At 62.9% G+C, this 16,397-nt stretch carries 14 protein-coding genes; 9 read left to right on the top strand and 5 right to left on the bottom strand.

Annotated elements, in window-relative coordinates; all coding sequences use genetic code 11:
* Nucleotides 1-73: 73 nt before the first annotated feature.
* Genes EEB13_RS20760 through EEB13_RS20750 form a run of 3 tightly spaced genes read left to right on the top strand, consistent with a single transcriptional unit; the run spans nucleotide 74 to nucleotide 5,980 of the window.
* The gene (locus EEB13_RS20760; RefSeq protein ID WP_141486149.1) at nucleotides 74-4,921 is read left to right on the top strand and encodes an NAD-glutamate dehydrogenase; all 4,848 of its coding nucleotides are present in this window, start codon (nucleotides 74-76) and stop codon (nucleotides 4,919-4,921) included.
* Entirely contained in the window at nucleotides 4,918-5,337 is a 420-nt protein-coding gene (locus EEB13_RS20755; RefSeq protein WP_033232832.1) for an acyl-CoA thioesterase, read from the top strand. The genes EEB13_RS20760 and EEB13_RS20755 overlap by 4 nt, the downstream gene beginning before the upstream one ends.
* Nucleotides 5,330-5,980 carry a hypothetical protein gene (locus EEB13_RS20750; protein ID WP_033232834.1) on the top strand — a complete coding sequence of 217 codons (651 nt, stop codon included), beginning with the start codon at nucleotides 5,330-5,332 and terminating at the stop codon, nucleotides 5,978-5,980. The genes EEB13_RS20755 and EEB13_RS20750 overlap by 8 nt, the downstream gene beginning before the upstream one ends.
* Here the strand turns inward: EEB13_RS20750 and EEB13_RS20745 are convergent, their stop codons facing one another.
* Both EEB13_RS20745 and EEB13_RS20740 read right to left on the bottom strand, forming a co-directional pair.
* On the bottom strand, nucleotides 5,981-6,889 hold the full coding sequence (locus EEB13_RS20745; protein WP_141486148.1) for a DMT family transporter: 909 nt from the start codon (nucleotides 6,887-6,889) through the stop codon (nucleotides 5,981-5,983).
* Nucleotides 6,877-8,475 carry a glycoside hydrolase family 13 protein gene (locus EEB13_RS20740; protein WP_141486147.1) on the bottom strand — a complete coding sequence of 533 codons (1,599 nt, stop codon included), beginning with the start codon at nucleotides 8,473-8,475 and terminating at the stop codon, nucleotides 6,877-6,879. Before EEB13_RS20740 ends, EEB13_RS20745 begins: the two co-directional genes overlap by 13 nt.
* Before the next feature lie 148 nt (nucleotides 8,476-8,623).
* Between EEB13_RS20740 and EEB13_RS20735 the strand changes: the two genes are divergently transcribed.
* Nucleotides 8,624-9,043 (top strand): cupin domain-containing protein, encoded by a 420-nt coding sequence (locus tag EEB13_RS20735; protein ID WP_033232838.1) that lies wholly within the window; start codon nucleotides 8,624-8,626, stop codon nucleotides 9,041-9,043.
* 4 nt (nucleotides 9,044-9,047) lie between these two features.
* On the opposite strand, the gene EEB13_RS20730 is transcribed toward EEB13_RS20735, so the two are convergent.
* Nucleotides 9,048-9,443: a globin gene (locus EEB13_RS20730; protein ID WP_033233162.1), complete on the bottom strand. Its 396-nt coding sequence runs from the start codon at nucleotides 9,441-9,443 to the stop codon at nucleotides 9,048-9,050.
* Nucleotides 9,444-9,604: 161 nt separating this feature from the next.
* Here EEB13_RS20730 and EEB13_RS20725 point away from each other — a divergent pair, with 161 nt between their 5' ends.
* The 3 genes from EEB13_RS20725 (at nucleotide 9,605) to EEB13_RS20715 (ending at nucleotide 11,106) form a co-directional block, all read left to right on the top strand.
* Nucleotides 9,605-10,294 carry an HNH endonuclease gene (locus EEB13_RS20725; protein ID WP_172936716.1) on the top strand — a complete coding sequence of 230 codons (690 nt, stop codon included), beginning with the start codon at nucleotides 9,605-9,607 and terminating at the stop codon, nucleotides 10,292-10,294.
* Between the two features lie 82 nt (nucleotides 10,295-10,376).
* Complete coding sequence (locus EEB13_RS20720; protein ID WP_033233164.1) at nucleotides 10,377-10,640, top strand: hypothetical protein; 264 nt, start codon at nucleotides 10,377-10,379, stop codon at nucleotides 10,638-10,640.
* Nucleotides 10,627-11,106, top strand: coding sequence for a DUF5130 family protein (locus EEB13_RS20715; RefSeq protein ID WP_033232840.1), 480 nt, complete (start codon nucleotides 10,627-10,629; stop codon nucleotides 11,104-11,106). The genes EEB13_RS20720 and EEB13_RS20715 overlap by 14 nt, the downstream gene beginning before the upstream one ends.
* 83 nt (nucleotides 11,107-11,189) lie before the next feature.
* Here EEB13_RS20715 and pepN read toward each other — a convergent pair whose 3' ends face one another.
* A complete protein-coding gene (gene pepN, locus EEB13_RS20710; protein ID WP_141486146.1) occupies nucleotides 11,190-13,769 on the bottom strand; it encodes an aminopeptidase N in 2,580 nt (859 codons plus the stop codon).
* 57 nt (nucleotides 13,770-13,826) lie between these two features.
* Nucleotides 13,827-15,071, bottom strand: coding sequence for an NAD(P)/FAD-dependent oxidoreductase (locus EEB13_RS20705; protein WP_141486145.1), 1,245 nt, complete (start codon nucleotides 15,069-15,071; stop codon nucleotides 13,827-13,829).
* A 160-nt stretch (nucleotides 15,072-15,231) separates the two neighbouring features.
* Between EEB13_RS20705 and EEB13_RS20700 the strand changes: the two genes are divergently transcribed.
* Nucleotides 15,232-15,855, top strand: coding sequence for a DsbA family protein (locus EEB13_RS20700; RefSeq protein WP_033232846.1), 624 nt, complete (start codon nucleotides 15,232-15,234; stop codon nucleotides 15,853-15,855).
* A gap of 58 nt (nucleotides 15,856-15,913) precedes the next feature.
* Entirely contained in the window at nucleotides 15,914-16,387 is a 474-nt protein-coding gene (locus EEB13_RS20695) for a ribose-5-phosphate isomerase (protein WP_033232848.1), read from the top strand.
* Nucleotides 16,388-16,397: the final 10 nt, after the last annotated feature.

The raw sequence follows: 16,397 nt of genomic DNA, 5'->3' as shown, positions 1-16,397 counted from the left end.
TAGCGGTCACCGCGGCTAGTCTCGAGCATGAGATTGGCCGCGGTGATCAGAACCCACAGGATGTGAGCCAGGAATGACCGACCGAGCACCACACAATTCCGAAAGCCTCGACGAAGCGACGTTACTCACGCGCCTTCGCGAGGCTTTTTTCACACATATCGACGAGGGTGACAGCGGCGATGTGATCAACGGCCGATCCAATCGCGTACTGAAAGCGCATCTCGAACTCGGGCGCACTCGGGTGCCGGGCACGGCGGTGTGGCGGGTCTATCGTCCCTGGGATCCGGCGAAGTTGGGTGCGGCGATCCAGATCGTCAACGACGACATGTCGCTGTTGGTCGAATCCATCACCGCGCTGCTCAATCGCCTAGGTGTGGGTATCAGTCAGTACGCCCATCCGATCCTTCGAGCGGATCGGGACAATTCGGGCAATTTGAAGTCTTTGGGAGACACCGGTATCCAGGAATCCTGGATGCACGTGCAGTTGGACGCGGCAGCGCAGGATTTCGAACTCGACGCCATCGAAGAACACCTGGGCAAGGTGTTGGCCGATGTCCGCGTCGTCGCCGACGACACCCCGTCCATGACTGCCCTGCAATTGAGTATCGCCGACGAACTCGAGGCGTCGGCAGCCTCGGCTACCGGCCGCGTCTCGTCGGAAGAATTCTCCGACACGGCAGGCCTCCTGCGGTGGATGGCTGCCGGCAACTATGCCGTGCTCGGCTATCGACGGTTCGTCGGCACTGCAGACGGCTCCCGCACGGTGGACGGCAGTGGACTCGGTGTGCTCCGATCCGACGCCGTCACCGACGGTCCGATGAGCCTGCCGCCGGTTGCCGATCTCCCGGATCGGCCGCTGCTCGTCCTGACCCAGGGGTCGTTCCCCGCCACCGTTCACCGCGCCGTGTATCCGTACTTCGTCGGGGTGTCGATACTCGACGACGACGGAAACATCGTGGGGGAGCACAGGTTCCTCGGCGTCTTCACCGTGGTGGCCCTCCACGAAAACGTTCTTGCCATTCCGCTGATCGAGCGCCGGGTGCGCGAGGTGATCAGCCGCGCCGGTGTCGACCTCGATTCGTATTCCGGCCAGGCGATGCTCGAGGTCATTCAGTCCTTCCCCCGCACGGAGTTGTTTTCCAGCGACACCGACACCTTGTTCGAGACTGTTCACGCGGTGCACAGCATCGGCCTGCGTCGTCAGGTGCGGCTGTTCGTTCGCGAAGACACGTTCGGTCGGTTTGTCTCCTGCCTGGTGTACCTGCCACGCGACCGCTACACAACGCGTGTCCGGTTGGCGATGCAGCACACGCTCTGGAGTGAATTCGGTCCAGGCACAGTGGATTACACAGCCAGGGTGAGTGAGAACGACCTTGCTTTGCTGCATGTGACGATCCGGCGTGAGCCTGGCAGCGCAGCGATTCGACTCGATGTGTCCGAAGAAAACCGTGAACGCGTTCAGGCGCTGCTGACCGAAGTCAGTCGTAGTTGGGACGACCGCATCACCGATCTCGTCCGTGAGCGCTCCGACCTCGATCTGGAATTGGTGCAGCGGTACATCCGGGTTCTTCCCGACGGATACAAGGAGGACTTCGAGCCCTCTCGCGCGTTGTCCGATATCTCTCGGCTCGAAGCGTTGGCTCCCGGTTCGATCGACGTGTTGCTCTATCGCGGTGAGGATTCCGAACCAGGTCAGTGGCGGTTCACGCTGTTTGTCGGCGGCGACGCCATTTCGCTGAGCCAGGTTCTCCCGGTACTGCAGTCGCTCGGTGTCGAGGTGCTCGACGAACGGCCACACGTGGTCCAGCGACTCGACGGGGTGAAGTGCTGGATCTACGATTTCGGGTTGTCTGTACCGGCGGAATTGCGGGCATCCGTGCAGCCGGATCTCGACACCCAAGTGCCACTCGAAACCAGCACGGTAGCGCTGACCGAGGTGCAGAAGCGGTTCACCGCGGCGTTCGGTGCCGTGTGGTTCGGGCGCGCCGAGGCTGACCGGTTCAACGAACTTGTACTGCGGGCAGGATTGACGTGGCGGCAGGCAGTCATCCTGCGGGCTTACGCAAAATACTTGCGGCAGGCTACTTTTCCGTACAGTCAGTTTCATATCGAGGGGATCGCACTGTCGCACCCGCGGACTGCGGCGGCGCTGGTGGAACTTTTCGAAGCGAAGTTCGATCCGAACTTGACTGGTGGGAAGCGTATCGAGGAGTTGGAGGCGCAACTGCGGGCCTCGATCGACGAAGTTCTCAGCCTCGATGCCGACCGCATCCTGCGGGGAATGTTCTCGCTGGTGAAGGCAACGCTGCGCACCAACTTCTATGTCCTGGATACGGATGGGCGCTCGCGCGGGTATCTGTCGATCAAGCTTGATCCTTCTCGGATCAGTGAATTGCCGAAGCCCAGGCCGGCTTTCGAGATCTTTGTGTACTCGCCGGAGGTTGAGGGAGTGCACCTGCGGTTCGGCGCGGTGGCCCGTGGTGGTCTGCGGTGGTCGGACCGTCGGGAAGATTTCCGGACCGAAGTGCTTGGCCTCGTGAAGGCGCAGGCGGTCAAGAACGCGGTCATCGTCCCCGTTGGTGCCAAGGGCGGATTTGTCGTGAAGAACCCGCCGGTCCCGACCGGAGATCCGGCAACCGATCGCAGTGCCACACTCGAATCCGGCAAAGCCTGCTACCGGACTTTCATCTCGGGTCTGCTCGACATCACGGACAACGTTCATCCTGAGACCGGGGAAGTGGTGACGCCGGATCGGGTCGTGCGACTCGACGACGAGGATCGATACCTGGTCGTCGCCGCGGACAAGGGGACGGCATCATTCTCGGACCTGGCGAATTCCGTTGCTGCGCAGTACAACTTCTGGCTCGGCGACGCATTTGCCTCGGGTGGTTCGGTGGGATACGACCACAAGGGAATGGGGATCACCGCTCGCGGCGCGTGGGAAAGCGTCAAGCGGCACTTCCGGGAAATCGGTGTCGACACGCAGTCCGAGGACTTCACCGTAGTCGGAGTCGGGGACATGAGCGGCGACGTATTCGGCAACGGTATGTTGCTGAGCCGTCACATCCGACTGGTCGGGGCATTCGATCACCGGCACATCTTCCTCGACCCCAACCCGGATGCCGCGCGATCATTTGTCGAGCGTGGCCGACTCTTCGAACTTCCGCGATCGTCGTGGGCGGATTACGACGCCAGCCTGATCAGCGACGGCGGCGGTGTGTGGGACCGTACCGTCAAGTCCGTCCCCATCGCCGAAAGTGTGCGCGTTGCCCTGGGGTTGGACGAGGGAGTCACCAAACTCTCGCCGCCCGAATTGATGCGCGCGATCCTGTCCGCACCGGTGGATCTGCTGTGGAACGGCGGCATCGGTACCTATATCAAGGCGTCGGCCGAAACCAACGCGCAGGTCGGCGACAAGAGCAACGATGCGGTCCGTGTCGACGGCGCTGACCTACGGGTCAAGGTGGTCGGCGAGGGCGGCAATCTCGGTGTGACGGCGCTGGGGCGAATCGAGTTCAGTGCCAACGGTGGACACATCAATACCGACGCGATCGACAACTCGGCGGGGGTGGACTGCTCCGACCACGAGGTCAATATCAAGATCCTGCTCGACACGTTGGTTCGGTCGGGTGCGTTACCCGCAGATGAGCGGAACCCGTTGTTGGCCTTGATGACCGACGATGTTGCGCGCCTCGTTCTGGCGGACAACATCGCCCAGAATGCTCTGCTGGGCATTTCGCGGGTCACCGCCCCTCAAATGCTTGCCGTCCACCGGCGGCAGATCAGCGATCTGAGCTCCTCGCGCGGACTCGATCGCGCACTGGAGGCACTACCGTCCAACAAGGAAATCGATCGGCGCCTGTCTATCGGATCCGGTTTGACGTCACCGGAATTGGCGACTCTCACCGCGCATGTGAAGCTCGCGCTCAAGGACGATCTGCTCGCCACGGAGTTGCCGGACAACGAGTACTTCGCGCAACAGATTCCCGGATATTTCCCGAGTGCGGTGCGCGATCGGTTTGCCGCACAGATCAAGGACCACCCACTGCGCCGACAGATCGTGGCGACCATGCTGGTCAACGAGGTCATCGACAACGGCGGAATCACCTACGCGTACCGGCTTGCGGAGGAAACCGGCGCCAGCAGTACGGATTCGATTCGGGCGTACGCAGCCGTCCGTGAGGTGTTTGCGCTCGACGACGTGTGGGGGCGGATTCGTTCGGCCGGACTCGCAGCTGATCTCGAGAACGATCTGATCGTGGAAACGTGCAGACTCCTCGACCGAGCCTCGCGGTGGTTTCTCGCCAATCGGCCACAGCCCATCGCGGTGGGGGCAGAAGTGTCTCGCTACTCCGCGGCCTACCGTTCGACGGCGCCCCTTGTTCCCGATTTGCTTGCCGGCCATCAATTGACGGATCTGCTTTCCCGGGCCCAATCAGTCATCGACCGTGGGGCCCCCGAAGCTCTGGCGCTCGAAGTCTTCCGGCTCCTGGACGTGTACTGCCTCCTCGACATCGCGGATATCGCCGACATCGCCGAGCACGACATCGCGGAAGTCGCGCAGCTCTACTACGCGCTTGACGCGCATCTCGGAATCGACTGGCTGCTCACGGCCGTGTCCGGACTCGAGCGCGGGGATCGCTGGCATTCACTGGCCCGGCTGGCGTTGCGTGACGATCTGTACAGCTCGTTGCGGCAGCTCACGATGGAAGTGCTCGTCGGCGGTGAGCCGGGAGAATCGCCGCAGGAAAAGATCGACGAATGGGAAGCGACCAACGCGTCGAGGCTGAGCCGGGCGAGGGCCGCTCTCGGCGAGATCTTCGAGTCTGGGACGCTTGACCTCGCGACGCTCTCGGTAGCGGCGCGGCAGGTTCGCAGCATGGTGCGCAGCATGGGCACCCGATCGGAGGTAGGGCGTTGAGCGAAGGATTTCATGCCGACGTGGCGGTTCGATGGTCCGACATGGACGTCTTCCAACACGTCAACCATGCGCGCATGGTGACACTGCTCGAAGAAGCTCGGATTCCGTGGCTGTTCCACGACGGATGTCCGACGGTGTCATTGCGTGACGGTGCGGTTGTCGCGGATCTGCATGTGCGGTATCGGGGGCAGCTGCGGCACGACGATTCACCGCTCGACGTGTTGATGTGGGTGGAAAAGATTCGAGCCGTGGACTTTACGATCGGATACGAGGTGCGCCCCAAGTCCGCGGGACTCTCGGTCGCGCCGTCCATCGTCGCGTCGACGCAGATCGCGGCGTTCGATATCGATACGCAACGACTGCGGCGGCTCAGTGGTCCCGAGCGTGGGTACCTGGAGCGTTGGCAGCGTGCATGAGCGAATGCTGACCGTGCCCGATGAAGCCGAGCGCAAGAACTTGGCCGGCTTCATCGGGCACGCGTTGCGGTTGGACGAATCGGCCGTCATCAGGATGCGTCGACGCGGCCCGGATCACGTGAGTGTGTGGGCAGCAACAGGGTTCGACGCCCTGGCGACGCGCACTATCGTCGGTACCGTCAATCCCGACGACACCTCGGCGGCCGGGGATACCTTGTTGGCTGCACTGTCCCACGCATCCGGTGAACTGATCGATCCGGGATTCTCGATGGACTCGGCGTGGCGTGGAGCGCTGCCGCCGGCCGAAGGATTCGAGCACCTCGACGATGTCCCGGCGCACGTCTTGATCGAATTGGCCCAGCGCGGAAATGCTTTGGCGCAGGAGCACGGCAGCAGTTCGGGACCGCCCGTCTCGTTGCTCGATCAAGAGGTGCTCGAGGTCAGTGGGCCGAGCATCACGGCCGGGATCTCGATGCGGGCGATATTTGCGCTGACCGCAATGGGATTCGTCGATGTGAACCGAATCAATGAGACGGAGTTGGTGCGGGTTCGGGCCAGTAGATCGTGGATTCGTCTCGACGCGCGCTTCGGTTCGATCTATCGCCACCGCGGCGGGTCGATTCCGCTGATGGTGGCTCGCTAGCTAGCTGTTACGCAGTGTCCCTGCCGTCAACAAGCCGAGGGCCGCGACGACGGTGGCCATGCCGAGCATGGCCACGGTGGTGATGGTCTCGCCGAGAACCACTGCGCCGAGAATAGCTGCGACTACCGGCTCGAGCAGCGTCAGCGTTGCGACGGTTGCCGGGTTGAGGTGTCGCAGTGCCGCCGCGAAGAGCAGGTAGGCCAGCACGGTCGGAACCACAACGAGGTACACCACCGCTGTTGCCCCGGCGCCGGTATCGAGCCCACCTGGCCACTGCCAGATCAGGATCGGCAGTAGGAGGATCCCACCGATGCCGAACATCTGACCCATCGCGCCCTGCGTGGACACTCCCGCCGTGATCATGTGTGCGCCGGCAACGGTGTAGATCGCGTAGCCCAGTCCGGCGATGAGTGCCGGCACCGCGCCGGCGAGTACGTTCGACGATCCGTCGCCGGGTTGGCCGGCGACGATGAGCGTCATACCGGCGACGGCGACCAGCGTCGAGAGGAACCACAGCGGGCCGGGCATGCGGCGGTCCACCAGGTACTGCAGTACGCCGGTGAACGCCGGACCTGATCCCAGTGCGATCATCGTGCCTGCCGCAACTCCCGCCGCCTGCACTCCGGTGAAGAACCCCAATTGATATGCGGCGACACCGAATCCGCCCAGGATGGCGGGTCGGCTGGTCGAGCGAGCGAACCCGAGGCCGCCGCGCGCATACGCAAACGCTGCGAGGATCAGGCCTGCGAGAACCACCCGCGCGGAACCGACGGCCAGGGGATCGAGATCGTATCCGAGGCTTTCCGAGGCCAAGGCCTGTGCGGTTCCGGTGGTTCCGAACAGCACGGCCGCGGCAACAACCGCCAGGACCGATCCCCGGTGAGTTGAGGTCCGACTCAGATCAGCCACGCAGCGGTGTTGACGGGCAACAGACCGTCGACCAGGGGAGCGCTGCTGAGGATGACGTCGCCGGCGGGCAGGGAAATAGGCACATCCGACGTGTTGAGGGCACAGATCAGACCGCCCCGTCGACGAAACGCCAGGCACCCGGGAGGGCTCCCGTACCAGTCGATATCGGCACCCGAGATCTCCGGCCGGGACGAACGCAATTCGAGGGCGCTGCGGTACAGCGAGAGCATCGAATCGACGTCCTCGAGTTGAGCCTCGACGGTCAGCGTCGACCACTCGGGCGGCATCGGTAACCACGTGCTCGAGGCGGTGGTGAAGCCGAAGGGCGGAGCGGCTCCTTCCCACGGCAACGGCACTCGGCATCCGTCGCGACCACGCTCGGCGTGACCGGAGCGTTCCCACACCGGATCCTGCAGGGCATCGTCGGGAAGATCGACGTTTGGCAGTCCGAGTTCGGCGCCGTTGTAGATGAAGGCGGCACCGGGCAGTGCAAGCTCGACCAAGGCCATTGCCCGTGCGCGCAGAGTTCCGATCTGGCCTCCGCCGTAGCGGGTGACCTCACGTTCGACATCGTGATTGGAGAGCGTCCACGTGGGAACACCGCCGACCTCGGCTACGGCGGCGAGGGAGTTCTCCACCGCTGCCCGCACGGATTCCGCCGCAAACTCGGTTTCTGCCAGCCGGAAGTTGAATCCGAGGTGAAGCTCGTCCGGACGGATGTACTCACCGAAGCGCTCGTTGTCGCGAACCCAGATCTCTCCCACGGTCATCGCCTCGGGGAATTCGTTCATGACCTTGCGGATTCCGCGGTGGATCTGGTGGACCTCCGGATTGTTGAATCGCGGGTCGTCGTCGTCGTTGCGCATGAGCTCGTTGAGGTCCCAGTCATGGTCCGGCAAACCCTCCGGCTTGGCCATTCCGTGGGCGACATCGATCCGAAATCCGTCGATACCCCGGCTGAGCCAGAAGCGCAGAGTCTTGGCCAGATCCTCGAAAACCTCCGGGTTGTCCCAGTTCAGATCGGGCTGTTCCTTCGCGAAGATGTGGAGGTACCACTGCTCCGGTTTTCCGTCGGCATCGGTGATGCGGGTCCACGCCGGACCGCCGAAGATGCTTGGCCAGTTGTTGGGTGGTTCGGTGCCGTTCTCGCCCTTGCCGTCGCGGAAGATGTAGCGGGATCGTTCCGGGCTACCTGGTGCGGAGTCCAGCGCAGCTTGGAACCATTCGTGCTGGTCGCTGGTGTGGTTGGGGACCAGGTCCATCGTGATCTTGATATCGCGCTCATGTGCGGCGCTGATCAGTGAATCCATCGCGGCAATGTCGCCGAACAGGGGATCGATGTCACGCGGGTCTGAGACGTCGTACCCGTGATCGGCCATCGGCGAGCGCATGACCGGACTCAACCAGAGGGCGTCGACGCCCAGCAGTTCCAGGTACCCGAGTTTGTCCTCGATTCCGCCGAGGTCACCGATGCCGTCGCCGTTGGAATCGGCAAAAGATCGCGGATAGATCTGGTAGAAAACTGCCTCGTTCCACCAAGGCGGAGTGGACGGGTTGGTAACGGTCGAATCCGCGGGGCTACTCACAAGTTCTCATAGTGCCAAACCTCGAGCACTCGCACGACTTGGACACGGCTGTTTGGTGGTTCTTTACCTCACCTTGGTGTACTTTCCAGGAGCGAAGACTCTGCCGTCGGCAATCTTTGCGCTACCGATTTCTCGAGGGGGGAAAATCATGAGTTTGTCGGCAATCGAAGCAGTGAGTCTGGACCAACTTCCGTTGAACGACGATCCGATCAACGCGGACTGGATCATTTCCGGGGATCCGGTCGCCCGCGCCGCGCAATGGTCTGCCAGCAAGGACGGCACCACGACAACGCACGTGTGGGACTGCACCAAAGGGCGGTTCCGGTGGTACTTCAGCGCCGACGAGATCGTTCAGATCCTCGAAGGATCGGTGACGGTCGAGTCCGCGGGGGTCGAGAAGCGCACTCTGTCTGTCGGTGACGCCGCGCTCTTCCGCGCCGGCAGTTGGTCGGAATGGCACGTCGAGGATTACGTCCGCAAACACGCGATTCTGAGCGTGCCGCTGCACCCGAGCGTGTCGTTCGGTGTTCGGGCTGTCCGCAAGCTCGGACGAATGGTCAGACGCTAGTGGTTCAGATGGCGGAATTGACCATGGACGCTGCAGCCATCTCCATGTAATCGATCAACTGTTGGCGATGTGCGGCGTCCAAGGTCTTCTCGTCGATGGACGCGATCGCAACGTGCATGCAGCGTAGCCACGCGTCCCGCTCGATCGGGCCGATCACGAACGGATTGTGCCGCATCCGCAAGCGAGGGTGTCCGCGCTCGTCGGAGTAGGTGTGCGGGCCGCCCCAGTACTGCTCGAGAAACATCCGCATGCGGCGCTCGGCTGGACCGAGATCCTCTTCCGGATACAGCGGGCGAACAACCTCGTCCTTCGCGACTTCCTCGTAAAACCGCGCGGTGAGCTTGTGAAACGTCTCGGCTCCGCCGACGGCGTCGTAGAAGGTCTGCTGTACGTCATTCATGGCGTGTTCCATTGTGCCTGATGGCGGACGTGGTCGGTTTCCGGGTCGACCGGAGGTCCGTTCACCCGAAATTCACCGGCAATCCGAGCAATTTTGTGCGAAATGGGAGTGCGTAACCGGAATATCCGTGGTCAACTTGGGGGCAGTCTCCCGGAGGTCGTATGAAGAACCGACACGCTGCACGAAATCACCGACAACTTCAGCCCGCTGGCGGCCGTGGTGCCATCGCTCGCGCAGACGCGCGGCATGAGCACGCGTCAGGGGCTGTTCTGGAAGTTGTTCCTGACGGATTCGGTCAGACCACCGAGTTCGCCACGGATCACGTGGTCCCCGAGTGGATCAAACGCCGAGTGCTACTACTCAATGTCACCTACGAACCGCTGACGGCCCTGCCGGCACGACGGGCCGTGGTCTTGATGGCCTGCGGTAAAGCCGACACGGTTCACGAAGACGAATTCGGACCCATAGTCCACTCTGCGGACTGGTCGGTGCAGGTGCCATCGGTCATTCGCCTACGAACTTATGTGCGCGTCCCGTACCGCGCCCGTATTCCCATGACCCGCGCGGCACTGATGCATCGTGACCATTTCCGATGTGCGTACTGCGGCGCAAAGGCCGAGACCATCGATCACGTGGTACCGCGCAGTCGCGGCGGCGGGCATTCATGGGAGAACTGTGTGGCGTGCTGCGCGCCGTGCAACCACCGCAAAGCCGACAAGATGCTCAGCGAACTGGGGTGGACACTGCGCGCGGAATTGGTTCCGCCCTCCGGTCCGCACTGGCGATTGTTGGCCGCAACCAAGGAACTGCACCCGTCGTGGGTGCCGTATCTCGGTGTCGGTGCCGCCTGACTCGAACTGCCCGGAACAAATTGCTCGATAATTTGTGGCCCTGACGCTGTCCTTCCTGGCGTTCTGGGCTACGTTATCTGGTGTGAGCATTCTCGAGGTAGTACTGATATACGTTGGGATCCCGGCCCTGATCACCGCCTTCTTCGCGGGTGCGTCCTTCCTCGGGAAGAAGACGCCGGGTCCGGTTCCGCCGGCGTTCCATCTGGGTGAGTCGTGGGATCACGCCCCCATCCTGTGGAGTGCTGTCGACGAAGTGACCGTTCGCGGCGGTCACCACGGCAGCGCACACGCGATCGAAGCCGGCTCGGCTGATCTGATTGGAGGAACCGCAAGTGGCAAGTGGTGATCATTCGACAGCGGTCGCAGTAGCGCCCGAAAACCTGCCCGTTGGCAGCGTCATCACGACCAGTGGCCGTATCTCCGGCGTGCATCGTGTGGGAGAGCCGTTCGTTGACGACCTTCCGTTCACGACCAAGGACCTGGTAGCCCTCGACGTCGCGCTGACCGAGGCCACCCGTTCCACCAAGGTGCGTTTCAATGCGTACGTCGGCGACCTGGGCGCAGACCCGGCAGCCGGTGCCGACGCACTGTTCCCGACCACACCTGAGGCGGAGCGTTCGGTTCTCATCGCCGTATCGCCCAACCAGCGTGTCGTCGAGGTCCGCAGTGGCCGCGTCGTTGCCGATCGGGTCACCGACCGCGTTGCGCAGCTCGGCGCAACCGCAGCGGTGAGCTCCATCAGTGAAGGAAACCTGATCGACGGACTGATCAGCGGAATCCGTGTCATGGCAGCAGCAATCTCTGCGCCGTAGTTCCTCTGCGCCGTAGTTCGCAGTCCTTGCAGTAAGGCCGGTGCCCGCCTCGATTTCCTCGAGGCGGGCACCGGCCTTTTGTATCAGCTTGCGTCGAACTTTCGGGCGGTGAGCGATCGAACTACACCGGCCTGGCCCTCTACGACAAGGCGACGCAGCGCGGGAGCAATGTCGCCCTCGAGGAAACGATCAGCCGCTGCGACGGACTCTTCACTGACCGACCACGACGGGTACAGACCGACGACGACGGTCTGCGCCACCTCACTCGAGCGGCGTTCCCACACGCCGGCGATGTCGTCGAAATAGCGCGAGACAAACGGTTCGAGGAGATCGTCCTGTCCTTCGCGGGCGAAACCACCGATGATGGACCGCGCCGTGATGTTGGGCACCGAATCGTCGCCGACCACCTTTGCCCACACCTGCTCCTTCACCGCAGCTTGCGGTCGACCGGCAGCTGCGGCAGCGGCCTGCCTGGCACCTGCAGCAGTCGGGTCGCGCAAGGCCTCGGCGTCGATGAACGGGGTCTCCAGCCCCTCGGCATCCACCTCGCCTGCCGCGGCTAGAGCTCCGACAATGCGCCACCGCAGATCGGTGTCGACAACCAGACCGTCGAGACCGACGGTCGCGGGGTCGGCGTCGAGCAATTCGTTCAGGACCTCGGTGTGCCACGGGGAGAGTGCAACTCCGGTGAGCGCGTTGACAAATGCGAGTTGGTGATCGGAACCGGCCTCGGCTTCGCGGGCAAGTTCGAGAAGCCGGTTGGCGAAGTCCGCCCAACCTTCGGCCGAGGCCCAGACCGGATCGGCGTAGCTTCCGATGGCGGTCTGTGCTTGGAGCAGGAGGCGTTGAACCACACCGACCTCGGTTTCGGCGCTGATGCCGCGCTGAACCAGAGCGACAAAATCGCGGGCCTTGAGTTCGGCCTGACGAGTCATCTCCCACGCTGCGGACCAGACCAGAGTGCGGGGGAGTGATTCGGCGATGTCGCCTACGCGGTCGATTGCCGTCGAGAGGGACTGCGGATCGAGTCGCACCGAGCAGTACGTCAGGTCGTCGTCGTTGAGCAGAATCAATTGACCGCGATGAACTCCGAGAAGCTCAGGAACATCGGTGGTTTCGGCGGCGTCGAGATCGAGTTCGACGCGGCGGCTCCGCACGAGCTTGCCGTCGACGTCGTCGTAGATGCCGACCGCGATGCGATGAACGCGTCGCTCACCGGCACCGGGGGCAGCGCCGTCCTGCAACACGGCAAAACGGGTGAACTTTCCGTCTGCGTCGACGTCGAAGTCGGGGCGCAGGATGTTGAGGCCGGTGGTCTTGAGCCACTGGGTTCCCCAGTCGGAAAGGTCGCGGCCGGAGGACTTTTCGAGAGCGCCGAGGAGGTCGTCGAAGGTGGCGTTGCCAAATGCGTGCTCACGGAAGTACTCCCGCAGTCCCGCGAGGAAGGGGTCGAGGCCGACGTAGGCCACCAATTGCTTGAGAACGCTGGCGCCCTTGGCATACGTGATGCCGTCGAAGTTGACCTCGACTGCTGCCAGGTCCGGGATGTCGGCGGCGATGGGGTGGGTGGACGGCAACTGGTCCTGACGGTAAGCCCACGACTTCTCGACGTTGGCAAAGGTTGTCCAGGCGTTCTTGTACTCGGTGGCCTCGGTCTGGCAGAGCACAGACGCGAAAGTCGCAAAGGATTCGTTGAGCCACAGGTCGTCCCACCACGTCATGGTGACGAGGTCGCCGAACCACATGTGGGCCATTTCGTGAAGCACGGTTTCGGAACGACGCTCGTACGAGTAGCGAGTGACCTTGGACCGGAAGACGTAGTCCTCCAGGAACGTCACCGCTCCCGCGTTCTCCATCGCGCCTGCGTTGAACTCCGGGACGAACAACTGGTCGTACTTCCCGAAGGCATACGGCACACCGAAGTTGCGGTGGTAGAAATCGAAGCCCTGCTTGGTTTCGGTGAACAGGCGCTCTTCGTCCATGAACTCGGCAAGTGAGGCGCGGCAGAAGATTCCGAGGGGGATGTTGCCGTGCTCGTCGGAGTAGTTGTCGGTCCACACGGCGTACGGGCCGGCGATGAGCGCAACGAGGTACGTGCTCATCTTCGGTGTTGTGCGGAAGACATGCTTGCCGGGATCGGCGGCCAGGGACTCTACGACGGCGGAGTTGGAGATGACCTTCCACGAGGTCGGCGCAGTGACACGGACATCGAACGTCGCCTTGAGATTCGGCTGATCGAAACACGCGAACATGCGCTTGGCGTCGGCGGTCTCGAACTGCGAGTACAGGTACACGGCGCTGTCCGTCGGGTCGACGAAGCGGTGCAGACCCTCTCCGGTGTGCGAGTACACACAGTCGGCCTCGACCACCAGTTCGTTGCTCGCGGCGAGGTCCGTCAAGGCTATTCCGGTGGCCTCGTCGTAGTCGGAAATATCGATCGGGGTGCCGTTGAGCACTGCGGAATGAACTCGGGCAGCGATGATGTCGATGAAACTGCTCGAGCCGGCGGTGGCCGAGAAGGTCACGGTGGTCTTGGAGAAGAACGTCTCCTCACCAGGGGCATCACTGCCGTCGGTGAGATCGAGTTCGATCAGGTAGTTGTCGACGGTCAGCAGCGCTGACCGTTCGGCTGCCGTCTCGCGTGTCAGGTTCGGTGCGGCCACGAAGATCTCCTCGTCGATGGTGTGGATCTTTATGAGTCCATCCCATCACGGCGGGGACTACTTCGTGATCGCGGACGCCTCCGTCAATGGAACCGAGGGATCTGCCAGGCGCTTCGGATCCACCGGTGCACTCGACGCCACCAACTCCTTGATTGCGTCACCGGCATCCCAGATGTTGACGTTCATTCCCGCCAGAACCTTGTTGTCGCCGTCGAGCCAGAAGGCCAGGAACTCGCGGTTGTCGACGTCACCGCGGGTGACCACGGAGACGTAGCTGCCATGCGGAGCGTGCCCGACGTACTCCATTCCGAGGTCGTACTGGTCGGTGAAGAAATACGGCATCCGCACGTACTCGGCCGGTTTGCCGAGCATGGTGTCCGCGGCTGTCGCCGGTTGGTTGAGAGCATTTGCCCAGTGCTCCACCCGGATTCGCGCGTTCAGGATCGGGTGCGTCGCCGCCGCGATATCGCCGATCGCCACGACGTCTGGGTCGCTGCTCTGCAGACCCGCGTCGACGAGGACTCCGCCGTCGACCTCGATACCGGCGGCCGTGGCCAACTCGGTGTTGGGGAGAGCGCCCACAGCGATCAGGACGGCGTCGGCGGGAACTACGCTGCCGTCGGCCAGGGTGACGCCGGAAGCAACTCCGTCTGTCACCGCGATGGACTTCACGTCGGTGCTCGTTCGTAGGTCAACGCCGTTCGCGCGGTGCAGTGCCGCAAACACTTCGCCCATCTCCGGCCCCAGCGTTGCTTCGAGGGGAAGGCTCGCATGCTCGAGGATCGTCACCTCGACACCGAATCCGCGCGCGGACGCGGCGATTTCCAGGCCGATCCAGCCGGCGCCCACCACAACCAGTTTCTTGTCCGCGGACAGAGCCTTCAGCAGCGCCGACGCCTGGTCGATGGTGCGGATGTAGTGCACGCCGTCGGCGTCCGCCCCTGGAATGTCGAGTCGCCGAGAACGCGAACCGGTGGCGAGCGCCAGTTTGTCGTACGAGAGCGTGGAACCGTCGGGGAGAGTCACGGTGTGCGCAACGGGGTCGAAAGCGGTTGCGGTTGTTCCGGGCCGCAGGTCCACGCGCTGATCGCGGAACCATTCACCGTCGTGGACCGTGAATTCCGGGAGGGTCTTCTTGCCCGCAAAGAACTCCTTGGACAGCGGTGGACGCTCGTACGGCAGATGGTCCTCTTCGCTCAGAAGGACGATGTCTCCGTCGAAATCCCGCTCTCGCAGGGCCTCCGCAGTTTTTGCTCCGGCCAAGCCGCCGCCGATGATGACGAATCTCCGATTTGCGCTCATGGTTGAACCACTCCTTCGCACTCGTGTTCTTTCGACATTACTGGTGAGAGAAGGTGGTTCGGGAGTATGTGGGAAGGATTGGTGGGGGATGATTGTTGCCATGGCGGGGTACGCAATTTTTCGTTCCCGCTAGGATCGTGACCGATAGGGAGTTGTTTACGTGAGTGCAGTCGAGAACAAGAGTGCCGACCGAGCTGATTTCTGGTTCGATCCTCTGTGCCCGTGGTGCTGGATCACCTCGCGATGGATCCTCGAAGCGCAGCAGGTGCGCAACATCGACGCGAAATTCCACGTCATGAGCCTGGCCGTCCTCAACGAAGGACGTGACCTGCCCGAGGAGTACCGCGAGATGATGACCAAGGCATGGGGACCGGTGCGCGTCGCAATCGCCGCTGCGAAGCTGAAGGGCGACGACATCCTGCTGCCGCTGTACACGGCCATGGGAACCAAGATCCACAACGAAGGCAACAAGGACTTTGCCGACGTCATCAAGCGTTCACTCGACGAGGTCGGACTCCCGGCTGAACTTGCCGACGCAGCCGAGTCGACCGAGTACGACGAAGCCCTGCGTGAGAGCCATCATCACGGCATGGACGCGGTTGGCCCCGACGTCGGAACTCCCACCATCCACGTCAACGGCGTTGCCTTCTTCGGCCCGGTTCTCTCGCGCATCCCGCGCGGCGAGGACGCAGGACGAGTGTGGGACGGCGCAGTTGCGCTGGCGAGCTACCCGCACTTCTTCGAACTCAAGCGCACGCGCAACGAAGACCCCCAGTTCGACTGAGTCCAGCAGTGTGAGGGCCGGGTGCGCGCCGGGGGATGAGCCTGAGAGAATTGTCCCCATGCGCGTATACCTGGGTGCCGACCATGCCGGATTCGAACGTAAGAACGAGATCATCGAACATCTCACAGCCAATGGCCACGAGGCCATCGACTGTGGTGCTCACGAGTACGACGCCGTGGACGACTACCCTGCATTCTGCATCGAGGCAGCCAAGCGGGTAGTCGCCGACGAGGGAAGCCTGGGCATCGTCCTCGGCGGAAGCGGCAACGGCGAGCAGATCGCCGCGAACAAGGTTCCCGGCGCCAGGTGCGCTCTGGCGTGGAGCGTCGAAACCGCCAAGCTGGCCCGCGAGCACAACAAGGCACAGCTCATCGGCATCGGTGGACGCATGCATTCCCTCGAGGAATCGCTTGCCATCGTCGACGCCTTCCTTGCCACCGAGTGGTCAGGCGAAGAGCGTCACCAGCGCCGCATCGACATCCTCTCGGAGTACGAGAAGACCGGCGTCGCACCGGCATTGCCGCAGGCCTGATCGAGAAGTA

Source organism: Rhodococcus sp. WS3 (assembly GCF_003797085.1).
Classification (GTDB): Bacteria; Actinomycetota; Actinomycetes; order Mycobacteriales; family Mycobacteriaceae; genus Rhodococcus_F; species Rhodococcus_F globerula.
The sequence above is the reverse complement of the archived record's forward strand: the minus strand, read 5'-3'. Positions and strand labels throughout refer to the sequence as shown.